The organism is Sphaerisporangium sp. NBC_01403 (assembly GCF_045040145.1).
Classification (GTDB): domain Bacteria; phylum Actinomycetota; class Actinomycetes; order Streptosporangiales; family Streptosporangiaceae; genus Sphaerisporangium; species Sphaerisporangium viridialbum.
In genome coordinates this window covers 7,879,956-7,895,981 of the sequence record NZ_CP109534.1, presented here as the reverse complement: position 1 = coordinate 7,895,981, position 16,026 = coordinate 7,879,956, and the positions used below count along the sequence as shown (strand labels likewise).

16 protein-coding genes are annotated in these 16,026 nt (G+C 68.4%); 8 read left to right on the top strand and 8 right to left on the bottom strand.

Features of this window, described 5'->3' with window-relative positions:
- Positions 1–257 precede the first annotated feature (257 nt).
- Positions 258–527 carry a hypothetical protein gene (locus OG589_RS35435; protein WP_405142623.1) on the top strand — a complete coding sequence of 90 codons (270 nt, stop codon included), beginning with the start codon at positions 258–260 and terminating at the stop codon, positions 525–527.
- Positions 528–786: 259 nt separating this feature from the next.
- On the opposite strand, the gene OG589_RS35430 is transcribed toward OG589_RS35435, so the two are convergent.
- Both OG589_RS35430 and OG589_RS35425 read right to left on the bottom strand, forming a co-directional pair.
- Positions 787–1,272 (bottom strand): hypothetical protein, encoded by a 486-nt coding sequence (locus OG589_RS35430; RefSeq protein ID WP_405142622.1) that lies wholly within the window; start codon positions 1,270–1,272, stop codon positions 787–789.
- A gap of 282 nt (positions 1,273–1,554) precedes the next feature.
- Positions 1,555–1,746, bottom strand: coding sequence for a hypothetical protein (locus OG589_RS35425; protein ID WP_405142621.1), 192 nt, complete (start codon positions 1,744–1,746; stop codon positions 1,555–1,557).
- Between the two features lie 95 nt (positions 1,747–1,841).
- On the opposite strand from OG589_RS35425, the gene OG589_RS35420 reads away from it, so the two are divergent.
- Positions 1,842–3,305, top strand: a complete 1,464-nt coding sequence (locus OG589_RS35420; RefSeq protein WP_405142620.1) for a methyltransferase domain-containing protein — start codon at positions 1,842–1,844, stop codon at positions 3,303–3,305.
- Positions 3,306–3,397: 92 nt separating this feature from the next.
- Here the strand turns inward: OG589_RS35420 and OG589_RS35415 are convergent, their stop codons facing one another.
- Positions 3,398–4,297: an aminoglycoside phosphotransferase family protein gene (locus OG589_RS35415; protein WP_405142619.1), complete on the bottom strand. Its 900-nt coding sequence runs from the start codon at positions 4,295–4,297 to the stop codon at positions 3,398–3,400.
- Positions 4,298–4,366: 69 nt separating this feature from the next.
- Positions 4,367–5,167 carry an alpha/beta fold hydrolase gene (locus tag OG589_RS35410; RefSeq protein ID WP_405142618.1) on the bottom strand — a complete coding sequence of 267 codons (801 nt, stop codon included), beginning with the start codon at positions 5,165–5,167 and terminating at the stop codon, positions 4,367–4,369.
- Between the two features lie 53 nt (positions 5,168–5,220).
- Between OG589_RS35410 and OG589_RS35405 the strand changes: the two genes are divergently transcribed.
- Positions 5,221–5,829 carry a TetR/AcrR family transcriptional regulator C-terminal domain-containing protein gene (locus OG589_RS35405; RefSeq protein WP_405142617.1) on the top strand — a complete coding sequence of 203 codons (609 nt, stop codon included), beginning with the start codon at positions 5,221–5,223 and terminating at the stop codon, positions 5,827–5,829.
- A 26-nt stretch (positions 5,830–5,855) separates the two neighbouring features.
- Here OG589_RS35405 and OG589_RS35400 read toward each other — a convergent pair whose 3' ends face one another.
- Positions 5,856–7,400, bottom strand: coding sequence for an Ig-like domain-containing protein (locus tag OG589_RS35400; protein ID WP_405142615.1), 1,545 nt, complete (start codon positions 7,398–7,400; stop codon positions 5,856–5,858).
- A gap of 202 nt (positions 7,401–7,602) precedes the next feature.
- On the opposite strand from OG589_RS35400, the gene OG589_RS35395 reads away from it, so the two are divergent.
- On the top strand, positions 7,603–7,944 hold the full coding sequence (locus OG589_RS35395; RefSeq protein WP_405142614.1) for an RNA polymerase sigma factor: 342 nt from the start codon (positions 7,603–7,605) through the stop codon (positions 7,942–7,944).
- Positions 7,941–9,119 (top strand): CU044_5270 family protein, encoded by a 1,179-nt coding sequence (locus tag OG589_RS35390; RefSeq protein ID WP_405142612.1) that lies wholly within the window; start codon positions 7,941–7,943, stop codon positions 9,117–9,119. The genes OG589_RS35395 and OG589_RS35390 overlap by 4 nt, the downstream gene beginning before the upstream one ends.
- A 105-nt stretch (positions 9,120–9,224) precedes the next feature.
- On the opposite strand, the gene OG589_RS35385 is transcribed toward OG589_RS35390, so the two are convergent.
- On the bottom strand, positions 9,225–10,622 hold the full coding sequence (locus tag OG589_RS35385; protein ID WP_405142610.1) for a glycoside hydrolase family 6 protein: 1,398 nt from the start codon (positions 10,620–10,622) through the stop codon (positions 9,225–9,227).
- 102 nt (positions 10,623–10,724) lie between these two features.
- Entirely contained in the window at positions 10,725–10,898 is a 174-nt protein-coding gene (locus tag OG589_RS35380; protein ID WP_405142609.1) for a hypothetical protein, read from the bottom strand.
- 131 nt (positions 10,899–11,029) lie between these two features.
- On the opposite strand from OG589_RS35380, the gene OG589_RS35375 reads away from it, so the two are divergent.
- The 3 genes from OG589_RS35375 to OG589_RS35365 all read left to right on the top strand — a co-directional run bounded on the left by OG589_RS35375 (position 11,030) and on the right by OG589_RS35365 (position 14,728).
- Positions 11,030–12,919: a Na+/H+ antiporter NhaA gene (locus OG589_RS35375; protein ID WP_405142608.1), complete on the top strand. Its 1,890-nt coding sequence runs from the start codon at positions 11,030–11,032 to the stop codon at positions 12,917–12,919.
- Positions 12,920–13,000: 81 nt separating this feature from the next.
- Complete coding sequence (locus OG589_RS35370) at positions 13,001–14,017, top strand: sensor histidine kinase (RefSeq protein ID WP_405142606.1); 1,017 nt, start codon at positions 13,001–13,003, stop codon at positions 14,015–14,017.
- Between the two features lie 45 nt (positions 14,018–14,062).
- A complete protein-coding gene (locus tag OG589_RS35365; protein WP_405142604.1) occupies positions 14,063–14,728 on the top strand; it encodes a response regulator in 666 nt (221 codons plus the stop codon).
- Here OG589_RS35365 and secY read toward each other — a convergent pair.
- Positions 14,703–16,016, bottom strand: a complete 1,314-nt coding sequence (gene secY / locus OG589_RS35360) for a preprotein translocase subunit SecY (RefSeq protein WP_405142603.1) — start codon at positions 16,014–16,016, stop codon at positions 14,703–14,705. The two genes, OG589_RS35365 and secY, sit on opposite strands and share 26 nt — an antisense overlap.
- Positions 16,017–16,026 lie beyond the last annotated feature (10 nt).

Sequence of the window (16,026 nt, the reverse complement as noted above, 5' to 3'; positions counted from 1 at the left end):
GAGGTCGTGGGCGCATTGGCCGGGCGCCAATACGGTGACAGGCAGGCATGCCGACCTTGCCGATGGGGGATGGATGGTTCGATTCACGTCACCCGCTCCAACATAGAAAGCCAGGTCAGAGGCATGATTCCTACCTGGCTTTTGATCTGCTCAGGCTCGTTGTCGGTCTTTCGTGCAATTAGGCCGATTCTCCGCTCCGGCGAGCCAGTTGCCGCACGAGGCGTGAGACTGCCCATGACTGGAACCAACCCGTGCCCATGAGGAGCAGGACTAGCACGATCGGATTCGTCAGTTCGATCGGCACCCCGGCATCGAGGAACTGTCGGCGGCCGTACGTGACACACGTCGCCGACGTAGATGACGCGCGGATACCCGAGATCGCCGGACAGTGGGCGGAGATCGAGGAGTTCACGACCTATGGTTTCGTTGACAGGGAGTACCTGTTGACGGTCGCTAAGGAACTCGTGGGTCTTGCCCGTCGTGCGAAGGACAACGATCAGCTCCTCTACTGCTGGCCGTGTCCGTGACCCGAGATACGAGATCCGCAGAGATCAACCCATGTGTTGCGATCTCAGTTGCAGTTGTAGTTGCACGCACAGCAACGTCCTCGCCCTCGGAACCGGTGGGGCGAGGGGTGGGCGTCAACAGGTTCGCTGGGTTGGCGCCACTATCCGGTCACAAGGGGTGGGCGTATGAGCGGTGGCCATTGGCGGGAACGCCTGGTGTTGGTCGTCGCACTGGTGTTGGCCGCGTCGGCCAGATCATGGAGCCGGACCTTCTCACCGTTCAGAGGCCATGCGGCGGTTCGTCCTCGGAGTAGGGCCGTACGGCAGCCGTGCGTGACCAGAACTGCAGCTTGAACAGGGCAAAGCCAATGATTTTCGTCGTGAAGTCCTCATGGCTGAGGAGCTTGCGGTGGATTCTGAATTGCCACTCGTGATCGCGACGGCCGAGATTGAACTCCTCGTGGTCGGTGGCCTCTCCGGAATGGCAGCTGAGCGCGAAGATTTTCCCGGAGGTCAGGTGAACGCTTCCCGACCAGCTCTCATCCCAGTCCGAGGCGGCCGGCTCGCCGTCCCAGAGTTCGTATTTGATGAGAACGTGATCGGAGTAGGCGGCGTCGAGCGCGATGGCGTTGGGACCGCTGTCGGCCCAGACTTCCCCGTAGGCGTTGAGCTCGTGAACACTCCACTCCGCTTCGACATCTGCGACCCCCACCAGGTACCGCTCTATCTTGCGAGGATCGAGAAGCGTTTTGATGATCTCTGGCATGGCACTCCATGGGACGGTGTGCTAGGTGTAGGCATACTGATCATGGCGTATAGGGCCGACACATTCGGATCGGGCTCCAAGAGCAGCGTCGCAAGCTGATGCTCCCGCAGCCGTGATGACCTTGGCCGTTGGGAAGCTGGGCAGAGTCAGCCAGAAGTCGGCAGACCCGCTGACAGGGAGCGCGCCGAGATCATCGAGAGCTTTTCTGCGATCGGGGCGATCACTTGCGCCGCCAAGCGCCGTTCCACGACCGATGAACAGAGGACGTGGGCGACAGATGATCTAGGCAACATGGTCGGCCTTGCGGGGTCGGTGACCCTTGTGGTTGCTGATCGGGATGTCGGTGGTTCGGCGCACCGTGCGTGGCCCCTCGTCCAGGTCGATGGTCAAGGTGCTGTCGCTGGCGTGCACGGTGACGACCTGGCCGGCGTGCGGCGGAAGCTTCTCGCCGAGAAGTGACCTTAAGCGGATCACAAGGATGACCGGCCAGTGTGGGCAGGGTCGAACCGGTGGGTGCTGCACCTCGGATTGGGCACTCCTACCCCGCAATCCATGTGAGGTAATCCACAATGGATAACAGAAGCCAAATAGAAGTGCGATGGCTTGATTGGCGCGATGCCGGCGAAGAGATCCTCGACGTTCGGAGACGCGTGTTCACCGACGAACTGGGTTGGCAAGAGGGCAGGATACACCACGACAAAGATCCGGACGGCCTTCATCTCTGCGCCTTGTCCGGTGGAAAGATTGTGGCGGTCATCTCCGCGTACGTCTACGAATCGGGCGCACCCGAACTGGCCGCCATGGAGCTGCCGGATACGGACGGACTCACGGTTGAGATCGGCAAGCGAGTGGGACTTCCGACGCATCGGGGCAGCCTTATCAGCTCAGAGATCGCGACCTCGATGGTGCGTCAGATCTGTGAGGCGCTGCGGCCGTCCCGTTTCTTTCTCATTGTGCGCGTGAGCGAGCAACCGCATCTTATCCATCGATACGCGAGAAGAGATTTCGTCTACCATACCGAGGTCGGCTCCGGCGACGACGCGGTCGCGGTTATGAAGGTAGAGGGCGAGGAAGCCCTGGAGGAGTTCTACCTCAAGCACCGCGATCTCGCCAGGCAGCCCTCGTCCGATGGCAGCGCCGTATCCATTCCCTCGCTGGTCCGGTTTCTCGTGGAGAACGGGCGTGACGATCTCCTGGCGGTGGAGCGCCTCGCGGTGGAGAACCATTACCTCGAATTACTGTCCATCCAGACGGAGGCGCCCCGTCTGACGGCCCAGGGCCGCTTGATACTCGCCGAGCAGCGACCCCGCCTTGCCTCGACACCGTTCCTGCCCGCGCCCGCGTCGCTGCTGGACATCGGGAGCGGGCCCGGGGAGTACCTGGCGGCGATCGCGAAAGAGGAGCCGCTCGCCGGGTACCGCGTGCAGGGCGTCGAACCCGCTCCCCAACTGCTCGCCAGAGCCCGCTCGAACTTCCCGGAGTACGATTTCCGGCAAGGTACCGCTTACGCCACAGGTGAGCCTGATTCATCACACGACGTGGTCACGGCACACTTCCTGTTCGTGCATCTTCGCAGCCTGGATCTCGCCCTGCTCGAAATGCGCCGGATCTTACGACCCGGTGGGCTTCTGTACGTGGTCGATGTCAACGACGCCAGCTTCTCCGCCCCTGAGGTGATCCACCGCGTGATCAAGGCCTACGATCGCAACTATGTCGGCGATCGCTTGATCATGAACGACCTGCCGAATCGCGCCGGGGAGTTCGGCTTCCAGCTCGTCCGACATTTTGTCACAGCGCTCGGAAACACAGGGGACGCTCAGCCGGTCTCCGGTCCGGACAAGATCCGTCTCGGAGATGCGGACGCATGGAATCTACTGTCTTTCGTACGCTCACAGGCCGGCACCGAACAATTATTCAGGGAAGCGCAGGACCACTACTTCAGCACCAAATGCGAAATCAGCATCAATCTCGAAACTCAGGTCTACCAGCTCTCCCCTGCCCCGAAAGACGGAGCCAGCCGCAATCTTTCGTGATATTCACTGTCGTGACGGCCTTTGGTTGGTTCACTGGGTCTTGTGCTCACCGGGAGTCGGCACGCGGCTCGTCGGCCAGGCGGCTGTGTTGATCAGGGGGAGCCGGCGGTGAGGATCTGGGTCAGGGCGTTCGAGGCTTGGCGGATGATGCCGGGGTTGGTGTCCCAGTAGTACGGCATGGCCGCCACGGCCTGGCAGAGTGCCCAGCCTCGGCCACGCGACCATGACGCGTCGTCGACCGCGAGTTCGGCTCGGAACCGCTCGCGACTGTCCCCCGTGAAGACGTTCCACGCGGGCTGCAGATCACAGGCGGGATCGCCCACGTTGAGGCCACCGAAGTCGATGACCGCCGACAGGCGGCCGTCCACGACGAGCAGGTTGCCCGGCAGTAGATCGCCGTGCACCCAGACCTCCGGACCGTCCCAGGCCGGGGCGTCCAGGGACTCCTGCCACGAGCGGAGCGCGGCGGCGCCGTCGATGCGGTCGCCGAGTTGTGCGATCGACCGGCGAACATGCTCGTCGTTCTCCGCGAGCGGTGCGCCACGAGCGCCACGAGGCCGCGGATGCGCACCAGCCGTGTCGACCTGGCGCAGCGCGGTCACGAACGCGGCCAGATCGACGGCCGCCTGATCCAGATCGTCGATCGTGCCGTTGGCGTTCTTCCCGGGCAGCCACTCGTACACCGACCAGTCGAAGGGATAGCCCTCGGCGGGATGCCCCATCGCCAGTTGCACCGGGAGCGCGAGCGGCAGGTGCGGCGCGAGCTTCGGCAGCCACTCGGCCTCCTTCGCCGCCTGCGCCGTGGCCCATCCGATGCGCGGCAGCCGGGCGGCCAGGTGGTCACCGAGCCGATAGATGTCGTGATCGGTCCCGTACGACTCGACCGGATCGACCGGCAGATCGGCCCACTGCGGGAACTGCCCCGCGAGCAATCGACGCACCAGCCCGGCATCGGTCTCGATCTCGTCGGCATGCATCTTCGTCGCGCCCATATGCCGGAATCCTTACGAACTCGGGCAGCCGCGGCAACCGAGTTTCCGACGTCGGCGGTTCGAGTTCGGTCAGCCTGTGAGCCTGGTGGCGAAGGACTCGATCGTGGCAGCGACCTGGGCGGGTGCGGACGCGTGGGCGGTGTGCCCCTGTCCACGCAGCACCACCCGCTCGGCGCCGGGTAGCACGCGGGCCAGTGCATCGAGGCGTTCGCTCAGGTGAGCGGGGCTTCGATCGCCGCCGAGCAGCAGCACCGGGGTGTCGATCCCGGCGTAGGCGTCGAGGCGGACGCCGAGCCGGTCCAGCGCCTCGTTGTCGTCGATCTGGTGGGGGACGAGCGGGCGCAGCCGCGGGCTGAGGGCGGTGAACACGCCGGCCAGGAAGGCCATCCAGGCCGGCAGTCGCACGGTGTCCCGGATGAAGATGCGCAGTGCCCTGCCGGGCCGGCCGGCCGCGATGGCCCGCCGGGCGCGGATGTTGATCTCGCCGCCGGGGCCGCCGAGCGGGGCGCCGATCACGACGGGTGGCTCGTAGAGGACGGCGCCGGCGAACATTCCGGGCGCGGTGACCAGCGACTCCAAGGCGACGACCGCGCCGGAGGAGTGGCCGACGAGCAGGATCGGGGTGTCGATCTCCCGCGCGGCGGCGAGCACGTGCTCGACCTCCTGCTGGATCGTCGCGGGGCCGGGCAGGTCCTGCCGGTACTGCCGTCGGTGCAGGCGTACGACGCGGTGACGCGGCGCCAGCAGGGTCGCCACCTTGTCCCAGGAGCGGCCGTCGTCCAGCCCGGGATGGAGAACCAGCACCGCCGGCCCCCGGCCCTCGTCCATGGCTCGGACCTCGGTGCCGTCAGGCGCTGTGGTGATGAGCATGAGAGCCTCCTTAGCGGTGCTAAGGCTAGCTTAGCGTTGCTAAGGTGGCAATGATGAGCGACCGCGGACGGGCCGGGCTGACCCGGCAGACGATGATCGACGCCGCGCTGCGGTTGCTGGACGAGGTCGGCCTGGATGGGCTGACGGTCCGCCGGCTCGCCGCTGAGCTGGGCGTCCAGTCACCGGCGCTCTACTGGCACATCCGCACGAAACAGGAGCTGCTGGACGGCATGGCCGATGAGATCGTCCGGGCCGCCGGCATGGGGCCGCCGCGGCCGGAAGAGTCCTGGCAGGAGTGGCTGGCCAGGCGGGCCCGCGCGTACCGGGCCTCGCTGCTCGCCCACCGCGACGGCGCCCGCGTCGTGTCCGGCGCGGCGGAGCTGAGCCCAGAGACGGTGCGGATGTTCGAGGAGGAGCTGGCCGCGATGACAAGTCGCGGCTTCACTCCCGTGCTCGCGGTGCGCACGATCAGCACCCTCACGCACTACATCACCGGGTTCGTACTGCAGGAGCAGGCGACCCGTCCGAGCGGACGCCCCCGCGAGGAAGCGGTGCCGACCCTGACGGCGGCCCTGCACGCGGGCGGCGGCCCACTCGGCGAGGACGCCTTCGAACACGGCCTGCGCACGATCATCACAGGTACGGCCGACGCGTTGGGTTGAGAGGGCCGCCGCTGGTCGACGAATCGTCAACGCGCGGAGGGCTCGAGCTTCCGCGCTTTCCGGTCAACGTTGGCGTTGATGGCCATGGTAGGGATGCCGCGGGCCGCAAGGTGCGCATCCGGGGATCCGCCCGCCTTGTCCGCGTTCGTCGTCGGGTGCAGGCACGGCGGCGTTCCGAACACCACTCCGTCCAGGAAATTGCCGGCCGTCGGGGTGCCACCTGCGGCTGACACCGATTCGAAGGCGAATCGTGTGGTGGTCTGTCCCGGAGGCACGACGTACACCCCGGTGTAGTAGCCCCAGGCGGTGTTGCCGTCGGAGATGTCCGGAGAGGAGGCCCCGGCAGGGACTTGAGCCACGGTCGCGCCTGGTGCGCCGATGAGCACCCGCATCACGTCGGTCCCCAGGCGGCCTCGGTGATACAGAGCCCAGGTCATCGGTGTCCCGGGAACGGTGGGCAGGTCCTGGTAGAGAGTGGAGACCTGGTTGGCATTGAGCTCGGCGAACTGCTGGCCGTCGGCTGCCGGTACCCCGCTCGCGCCGCCCCGCCAGAACTCCAGCTTGTTGTCCGTGGCGGTGGTGTGCCAGCCGACGCCCGGGTTGGTGGAGGCGTCGGGGATGGACCAGTCGACCGTGGCCACGGGCGGCGTCTCGAAGCTGCCGTTGACCAGGTTGACCGGTTTCCAGGGACAGGTGACGGTGACCGTGACCGTGGCGGTGCTGGTGCCGCAGGCGGTGGTGATGGTGTAGCTGAAGCTGTCGGTGCCGTTGAAGCCCGGGGCGGGTGTGTAGTTCACGTTGCCGCCGGAGATCGTCGCGGTGCCGTTGCCGGGCTTGGTGACGCCGCTGATCGTCGGTGAGGTGGCGGTGTCGTTGGCCAGGACGGGCACGCTGACGGCTGCGCCCATCGGGGTGGTGGCGGTGTCGGCGACGGCGTTGGTGGGCGAGATGGACTGCCCGCTCACGATCTGGATCGGAGCGGCGGGTGTGTTGTTTCCGAGCTGGCCCGGGGCGGCGATGACGCTGCTGATCCCGGTCGGCCGGATGGTCATGCCGCGCCCGATGGTGCCTTGCCTGACCTGGAAGGTGATGACCTTCGGGGATGGGTCGGTCTTGGTACCCTGCGAGGCGATCGACAGGGTGTTGCCGCTGATGGTGCCGGTCCCCGACTGGCTGACGACATCAGCGCTGGCCAGCAGTGACGACAGGTCCCACGTGGTGGTGTAGCTCCTGACCAGCAGCGGCCATCGGGCCGTACGGTGCGCCAGCGTCAGGGTGAAGGTGCCGCCCGGTGTGATCTGCCCGCCCCACAGGGATGGGGAGGTGTCGACCGAGACCGACCCGCTGCCCAGCTGCATGCCGAGCGCGTTCTTCCAGTAGTAACTGACAGGGTAGGTCGTCTGCCCCTGCCGGACACAGGGCGTGGCGGCGGCTCGCGTGACAGCCTGCCGTGCGGTGGTGGCGGCGTGCGCACCGGTGCCGGCCGCCACCTGAGTACCCGATGTGGCCAGCAGCGCCATGAGGGTGCAGGCCAGCGCGGTGAGCGCGGATCCGGGTCGTCGTGATGTCAACACTGAACTCCCACTCTGTCGTGAGGGATGTCCTCGTAGATCAACTTCACGACGACGCTACTCTGAGTGATCGTTCCGTCGCGTCAGGTGCCGGGCTACGTGATCTCCGTGTCGCCCCCCTCGGGCGTGCCCGCGACCGCCGGAACATTGCCGGTAACCGGTAATGCTTCCGAGATTCCGGACATGGAAGCGTGACCGGATCGTGGCCCGCAGGACGCTCGCGAACCACCGGCGCGGCGAACGGCGGCATGAGCGGCGCACCGCCGCGCTACGTGAGCAGATCACCGCCTCCCCGGCGCTGACCGGGCCGTCGCCGGCCGAGTACGCGCAGCTCGGCCGGGTCTTCAGGACCCTGAACGACGATGACAGGGAGCTGCTGTCGCTGGTCGCCTGGGAGAAGCTCGACACCGAGCAGGTGGCGCGCACGCTCGGTATCACCCGCAACGCCGTACGTGTCCGGCTGCACCGCGCACGCAAGCGGTTCGCGCGTGCCCTGGCAGACGCGGGGATCGACCTTCCGCTCTTCGAGAGGACCGCACTGTGAACCTGGATGATCTCGCCAGAGTGCACGACGACGACCTGAGCGGCGAGCCTGCCGGGCAGGTGTCCGGAGCGGGGGCCCAGGCGTTGCTGGCCTCGATCATGTCCGAGCCGCCGGGGCGGGCAGAAGGGCCGCGCGCCAAGAGGCTGCGCGGGCCGGTGCCGTGGCTCGCGTCGGCGGCGAGCGTGGCCGCCACGGTTCTGGTGATCACCATGGTGACGGCGCCGGACGGGCGGGGGCCGAACCCTTCGCCGGCGACCTCGCCCGGCGTCCGGCCGTCGGCGCGCCAGGTCCTGCTGGCCGCCGCCACCGCGGTCACCGCCGTCACGAAGGCGCCCCTGTCGGGCGCGTACTGGCACACCACCACGATCTCCGGCATGGACGCGATCTCGCCTGATCGCGGCTACGTCATCAGGCGGCGATTCCTCAAGGACGAGTGGCTGGCGCGCGGGTCCGGGGCGCAGAGCTGGTGGATCACGCAGTACCTCGGCGCGAAGCCGCTCAGCCGCGAGGACCAGGCCGCCTGGCGGAAGGCGGGCTCGCCGACCCAGTGGAAGTACCCGCTGGACATGACCGGATACGTCGGAGTCAACTCCTCGGAGCTGGTGCGGGCCGGCGCGGAGGAGAAGGTGGCCGCGCGGCTGGGCGGCGGGTGGAAGGGCTCGGGTGGGTCGCTGACCAAGAAGTCCCTCACCTGGGACGAGATCCGCCACATTCCGAGCGGCGAGCGGGAACTGCGCGCCTACCTCGAACAGCGCCTCACCGCCCCGGCCAAGGGCGGCTCCGGGCAGGACCCGGGAGGGCGGGACTCGGAGGCACTGCAGGAAGCCTGCATGAACATCGTCTTCGGTCTGCCCGTCTCACCCGCTGTCCGCGCCTCCGCCTACCGCATCCTGGCCACCATGGCCGCGCTGAAGTCCTTGGGCAGGGTGAAGGATCCGCTGGGCCGCACGGGCGAGGCGTTCGGCTACCAGGTGGCCGCAGGCTCCGGGCGGGGGGAGAAGGCGTACGACGTCGTGAACGTGATCGATCCCGCGACGGGCCTGCCGCTCGCGCAGTCGACAACGACCACGGTCGAGCTCGCCGGCGGCCGTACCGCGAAGACCACCAGCTTCACTGCCTACCAGCAGATGGGCTGGACCGACGCCAGGCCGTCGCTGCCCGCCAAGCGCGATTGACTCCGCCCGTCCGGATTCACGTGCACGACGGGCGAAGGGCCCTTTCCTGGTGTGGAAAGGGCCCTGTTCGCCATCGCGGAGCCGGTAGGTGGCTCCCGGCTGGTTTTAGGAAGCGGTGCAGATGAGCGGGGAGGGGGTGGCGTTACTCGCTCCGTTGGCGAGGAATCCGAAGGTGGTGGTTCCGTTGACCGGGACGCTGCCGTTCCAGTTCAGGTTCGTGACGGTGACGCCGCTGCCGCTGGTCGAGAGGTTGCCGTTCCACAGTTGCGAGATCGACTGCCCGCTGGAGAGCGTCCACTGGACCTTCCAGGCGCCGATCGGAGCCGTGCCGGCGTTCTTCACCGTGACCTCGCTCTGGAAGCCGCCCTGCCACTGGCTGGTCACCTTGTAGGTCGCCGTGCAGCCGACATTGCCGGTGAAGGTCGGGGTGGGGGTGGGGGTGGGCGTCGGGGTCCGGGTGGGCGTGGGCGTGGGCGTCGGAGTGGGGGTCGGGGTAGGAGTGGGGGTCCGGGTGGGGGTGGGGGTCGGGTTGCCGGTGGGCGGAGGGGCGGCGACGGCCAGGTCGTAGGCCCGCTGCGGTACGAACTGCCCCGCGGGGCCGATGCAGCCGTCCGACTCACCCGGAGGCTTCACCCAGAGGAACGCGTCGATCGACGCGTCACCGGTGCTCGTCGTGCTCCAGGTGCCCGTCGCGCGGCCGGCCGGGTCGCACCACTCGCTGCCGGACGGGCCGTTGCCGTTGCGGCTGGTGTCGATCACCGCGCGCAGCCTGGAGACGCCGGTCGCGGAGATGATGCCCTTCGCGTACGACACCAGGCCGGGGGTGGCCCGGTAGTTCGAGGTGTTGAGGGCGATGCCGTCGGCGCTGTTGGCGACGTCGGCGCCGTTCAGGCGGGACGCGGCCTCCGAGGCGGAGAGCCAGGCGTCGTGGCCGATGTCGAAGTAGACCTTGACCTGGGACGACGTGCCCCTGAACTTCTTGCCGGCGTACGCCATGGACGCCTTCACGTTGGCCTGCTGCGTGGAGTCCATGCAGTTCGTCATGATCGCCAGTGCGTCCGGCTCCAGGACGATCGTCGCGGGCCGCCCGCCGAGGCCGGCCGCGATCTCGTCGATCCAGGCGCGGTACGCGGTGTGGTCGGGTGCGCCGCCCGCGCTCGCGCCTCCACAGTCGCGGTTCGGCATGTCGTACACGACCATGATCGGGATCTTGCCCGCTGCCGCCGCCGCGCCGACGTAGGTGTCGACCTGGCCGCGTACGGTCGTGGGGTTGTAGCTGGCGAACCACCGGCCCTGGGGGACCGCGGCGATCCTGTCCCTGATCACGGCGGTACGGCTGTCGCCGGGGTTGGCCGCCACCCATTTGGCCGCGTTGGTCTGCGGATCCACGTAGAAAGCGGAGTCGGCGGCCTGGGCGGCGGACGAGGTGAAGACGGCCGCCCCCGCCGCGGCCGTGGCGGCCACGGTGAGGATGGCCGTCATCAAGGGCCTTCTGCGAGCCATGAAATACTCCGTCCGGTACGGTGGGAGCGCTCCCACCAACTTCCCCGGATCGTAGGGAGCCGCCGCCGGTCCCAGAAGGGCTCGGTTACTAAGGCCAGGCTCTCAACTTAATAGCCGCAGGCTGGGCATGTCGACGCCGCCGGTGGCAGCTGAAACTTTCATCACACGACGCCTGGGCCCGTTGTGACCGCGCCGGTCGGTGCGCGGGGCGTCGACGTCGATCTCGGAGTGGGCCGGAATCGGGGCGGAGCGGTTGACTTCGGTGGGGGCGGCCATGCGTGCTCCCCTGGCGGATCAGAGGTGCCAGACCTGGTTCCCGAACCGGCGGTGAGCCGTCGGTTCACCGGCCGTGAGCCAAGAATGCCCAGCTCGGGAATGCCCTGGCGCCTGATGCTGTCAGATGAGAGGTGACCGGACCCAGGGAAGCGCCCACGCCCTTCTTCGGAAGCACCGTCTGGGCGCGGCGCGTCGAGACGCCGCTGCGGGAGTTCCTGCGCACCGAGACCGGCAGCGCCGTGATCCTCCTGGCGGCCACGCTGGCCGCGCTCGCGTGGGCCAACGTCGACCTGCCGTCGTACGAGGCCTTGTGGGGGACGCGGCTGTCGCTCGACTTCGGCGGCTCCGGCGTCTCCCAGGACCTGCGGCACTGGATCAACACCGGGCTGATGACGATCTTCTTCTTCGTCGTCGGGCTGGAGGCCAGGCGCGAGTTCGACATGGGGGAGCTGCGCGACCGGCGACGGCTCATCCTGCCGGTCGTGGCCGGCCTCGGCGGGATGATCATGCCTATCGCGATCTACCTGCTGATCAACAGGGGGCTGCCCTCCGCGCACGGCTGGGGAGCCGCGATGTCGACGGACACGGCGTTCGCGATGGGGATGCTCGCCCTGGTCGCCGCCCGCCTCCCGGCTCGCGCGCACACCTACATCCTGACCGTCACCGTCGTCGACGACCTCGTGGCCCTCTGCGTGATCGCCGTCTTCTACAGCGAGCACGTCGTGCCGTTGGCGCTGCTGGCCGCGGTGGCGATCTTCGCGGCGATGCTGGGGGTCAAGGCACGCGGCGTACGGCACGGCCTGGTCTACGCGGGCTTCGCGGCGGCGGCCTGGGTGGCGCTCTTCAAGTCCGGCGTCGAACCGGTCGTCATCGGCCTGGCCATGGGGCTGCTGACCTACGCGTCACCGGCGACGCGTGGCGACCTGGAGCACGCGAGCGACCTGTTCCGGCTCTTCCGCGAGCAGCCGACACCCGAGCTCGCCCGTTCCGCCAGCGTGGGACTCTCCAACGCCGTCTCGCCGAACCACCGCCTCCAGCAGCTCTACCATCCGTGGGCGAGCTACGTGATCGTTCCGCTGTTCGCACTGGCGAACGCGGGGATCCCGATCAGCGGTGAGTTCCTCACCCGGGCGCTCACCTCGCCGATCACGCTGGGGATCCTGTTCGCCTACGTAGCCGGCAAGCCGATCGGCATCGTCGGTTCGACCTGGCTCGTCGCGTGGCTGAGCCGCGGACGGGTGCGCCCGCCGGTCGGCTGGGCCGCGGTCGCGGGCGGCGGCACGATCGCCGGCATCGGCTTCACCGTTTCGCTGTTGATCGCCACGCTGGCCTTCAGCGGAGATGGGCTTGAGGAGGCGAAGTTCGGCATCCTCGCCGCGGCACTGTGCGCATCGCTCCTGACCTGGGGTGTCGCGCGCGTGACCGCCATGCTCCCGCCGAGGCTCCGGGCGCAGGCGCTGTTCGGCACCGCCGAGAGCATCATCGACCTCGCCGCCCCCGTCGATCCCGACCGGGACCACATACGAGGCCCGAAGGACGCGCCGGTGACCGTGGTCGAGTACGGCGACTTCGAGTGCCCCTACTGCGGCCAGGCCGAACCGGTCGTGCGGGAGCTCCTCGCCGGCTCCGGCGACGTCCGGTACGTCTGGCGCCACCTCCCGCTGCACGACGTGCATCCCTCCGCGCAGCTCGCGGCCGAGGCCACCGAGGCGGCGGCCGAGCAGGGGGCGTTCTGGGAGATGCACGACCTGCTGCTCGACCACCAGGGGAACATCCTGCTTCCCGATCTGCTCGACTGCGCCAAGCGCATCGGGCTCGACGTCGAGCGCTTCCGGCGCGATCTGGAGAGCCAAGTCGGCGTCCCGCGGATCGAGGAGGACATGGACTCCGCCGACCTGAGCGGCGTGTCCGGCACGCCGACGTTCTTCGTCAACGGACGGCGGCACCACGGCGCGTACGACATCGCGACGCTCACGGCCGCCGTCCGCGCGGCCCGAGCCCGAGCGGCCCTGACGTCATAGGCGATCAAGTCCACGATCTCGGACGGGACCGCCCGGCACTGGCTAGGATCGGGTCATCTGAGCCTGTTCTGATGGAGGATGGTGACCGAGCCCACGCATCCGGACGGCCGCCCGCGCGGTTCCTTCGCGGCGGCTGGGGCTGCGCTGTTCCGCCTCGGACGGCTGCGTGACCTCCCGGTCGTCGTCATGCTGGCGTGGGTGGGGTGGCTGGCCATCCCATGGCCGTTCAGCGGTCTCGCCCAGGCCCGCAGCGCGGCCGATCAGCCCCTGAGCGCCGGTGTCTCGACGGGGCAGGCCCTCGACCCAGACGGTTCGGCCGGCCGGATTCCCGGCAGGGCGGCTGTCTGGGCGCTGCCCGCGCCGCCTGCCCATCCGCCGCTGCTGGTGAAGCCGGCGAGTGACCGGACACCGGCGAGCCACCAGGCAACCGTCACGGAGCCCCCCGAGACGGCGCTCGCGTCGATGAGCTCGCAGGACCTCATCGCCGAGGAGCGGGCGCGCATCGCCGCGGAGGTGCACGACGCCGCCGGGCACGGCCTCGCGACCATCGCCATGCAAGCCGGGGTCGCCCTGCTCATGCTCGACGAGCGTCCCGACCAGGTCCGCGCGTCGCTGGAGGCGATCCGCTCGACCAGCAAGCACGCGCTCGACCAGCTCCGATCGGCACTCGACCTGATCGACCCCGCGACCTCCGGCCACGACCTACCTCAGCTGATCGGCGGCGTGCGCGCGACGGGGCTGCCCGTCGAGGTCGAACCGGCCGAGCCGAAGATCCCCGCGTACCTCGAAGGCACCGTCTACCGAGTGGTGCGCGAGTCGCTGACCAACGTCCTGCGTCACGCCGGTCCCACCGAAGCCCTGGTCCGCTTCACCGACGATCCCTCCGGGTTCGTCCTGGAGGTCATCGACAGGGGAAGCGGCATCTCGGGAACCGCCGAGGGCCGGGGGCTGGCCGGCATGCGGGCCCGAGTCGCCGAGGCCGGTGGCACGTTCGGCGCGGGCCCCCGCGAGGGCGGCGGCTTCCGTGTCGTGGCCCGCTTTCCTCCGGCCTCACCTGATCCGGTTCCGCCGGCTTCGCCTGATCCGGACTCCGCGTGACCCGGGGACGCCGCGGCCCCGCCATCCCGTGACGCGGGGCGCCGCATGACTCCACCACCGAGCCCGATCCGCGTGGCGCTCGCCGACGACCAGGCGGTCGTCCGCATGGGGCTCAGAGCGCTCATCGACCGCGAGCCCGACCTGGAGTTCGTCGGCGAGGCGGCCGACGGCGCCGCGGCCCTGCGGCTGCTGGCGGCCGCTCGCCCCGACGTCCTCCTGCTCGACATCCGCATGTCCGGTATGGATGGCATCGATACGCTGCGGGCCATCGCCGCCGATCCAGCGCTGAGCACCACTCGGGTGGTCGTCGTCACCACCTTCGAGGTGGATCAGTACGTCTTCGCCGCCCTCCAGGCCGGAGCCAGCGGGTTCGTCCTCAAGGACAGCGCCCCCGAGGAGCTCACCCACGCCATCAGGGTCGTCGCCTCGGGGGAGGCACTGCTCTCCCCTTCCGTCACCAGGAGGGTGATCGGCCGGTTCAGCCGCCACGACGCCGCCCCGGTCGAGGGCCTCGACACCCTCACCCCGAGAGAGCGCGAGATGGTGGGCTGGGTCGCCACCGGCCGGTCGAACGACGAGATCGCCAGCGAGCTCGTCATCAGCCCCGACACGGTGCGCACCCACGTCAGCCGCGCCATGGTCAAACTGCGTGCCCGCGACCGCGCCCAGCTGGTCGTCTTCGCCGTCAGGTCCGGGTTGACGATCCCTTGAGGAAGCCCTTGTAGGTGCGCTGTTCCAGCTGCGCCTCGATCTGCTTGACCGTGTCCATCCCGACTCCGACCATGATCAGGATGGTCGTGCCGCCGAACGGGAAGTTCTGCTGGGTGGACGGATCGTGCAGCAGCACGAACGCGATGACCGGGATGAGCGACAGTGTGCCGAGATAGATCGCTCCCGGCGCGGTCAGCCGTGAGAGCACGAATCCCAGATACTCCGCGGTGGGCCGCCCGGGCCGGAGGCCGGGCACGAACCCGCTGTGCCGCTTCATGGTGTCGGCCACCTCCACCGGGTCGAAGGTGATCGACACGTAGAAGTAGGTGAAGGCCACGATCAGCACGAGGTATGCCGTTATGTAGACCGGGTGGTCGCCCGAGACCAGGTACCGCGCTATCCACTCCGCGACCGGCCCCGTGCCGCCCATCAGCTGTGTCGCCAGTTGTGGCAGGAAGAGCAGGGACGAGGTGAAGATGACGGGGACGATCCCGGCCTGGTTGACCTTCAGCGGGATGTAGGTCGAGGTCCCGCCGTACATCCTGCGCCCCACGACCCTCTTGGCGTACTGCACCGGGATCCGCCGCTGGGCCTGCTCCATGAACACCACCGCCGCCACCAGGAAGACCCCCGCGACGAGCATCGCCGCCAGCGCGAACGGGCTGATCACGAAGATGTTCGAGACGTAGGAGGGGAACACGGCGACCACCTGGGTGAAGATCAGGATGGACATGCCGTTCCCGATGCCGTGGTCGGTGACCAGCTCGCCCAGCCACATGACCACGGATGTCCCCGCCACCATGGTGACCACGATCACGACGACCGTCATCGCGCCCTGGTCGTGCAGCAACGGCCGGTCGCAGGTGGAGAAGATCTTGCCCGCGCGGGCGAGCGAGACCACCGTGGTGGCGTTGAGCACGGCCAGCGCCACGGTCAGGTACCTCGTGTACTGGGTGATCTTGGCCTGCCCCTGCTGTCCCTCCTTCTTGAGCGTCTCCAGGCGCGGGATCATCACGGTGAGCAACTGGACGATGATGCTCGCCGTGATGTACGGCATGATCCCGAGGGCGAACACCGACAGCTTGAGCATCGCCCCGCCGCTGAACAACTGCAGCATGTCGATGAGGCCGCCGCGAGTTCCCCGGAGGCACTCCCGTACGGCGGCGACGTTCACCCCGGGAGCGGGCAGGCTCTGCCCGAACCGGAACAACGCGATCACCGCCAGCGTGAACAGCATCTTCTTCCGAAGGTCGGGCACGCGGAAAGCACGAACGAGGACGGTCAGCATGCGCCGAGTC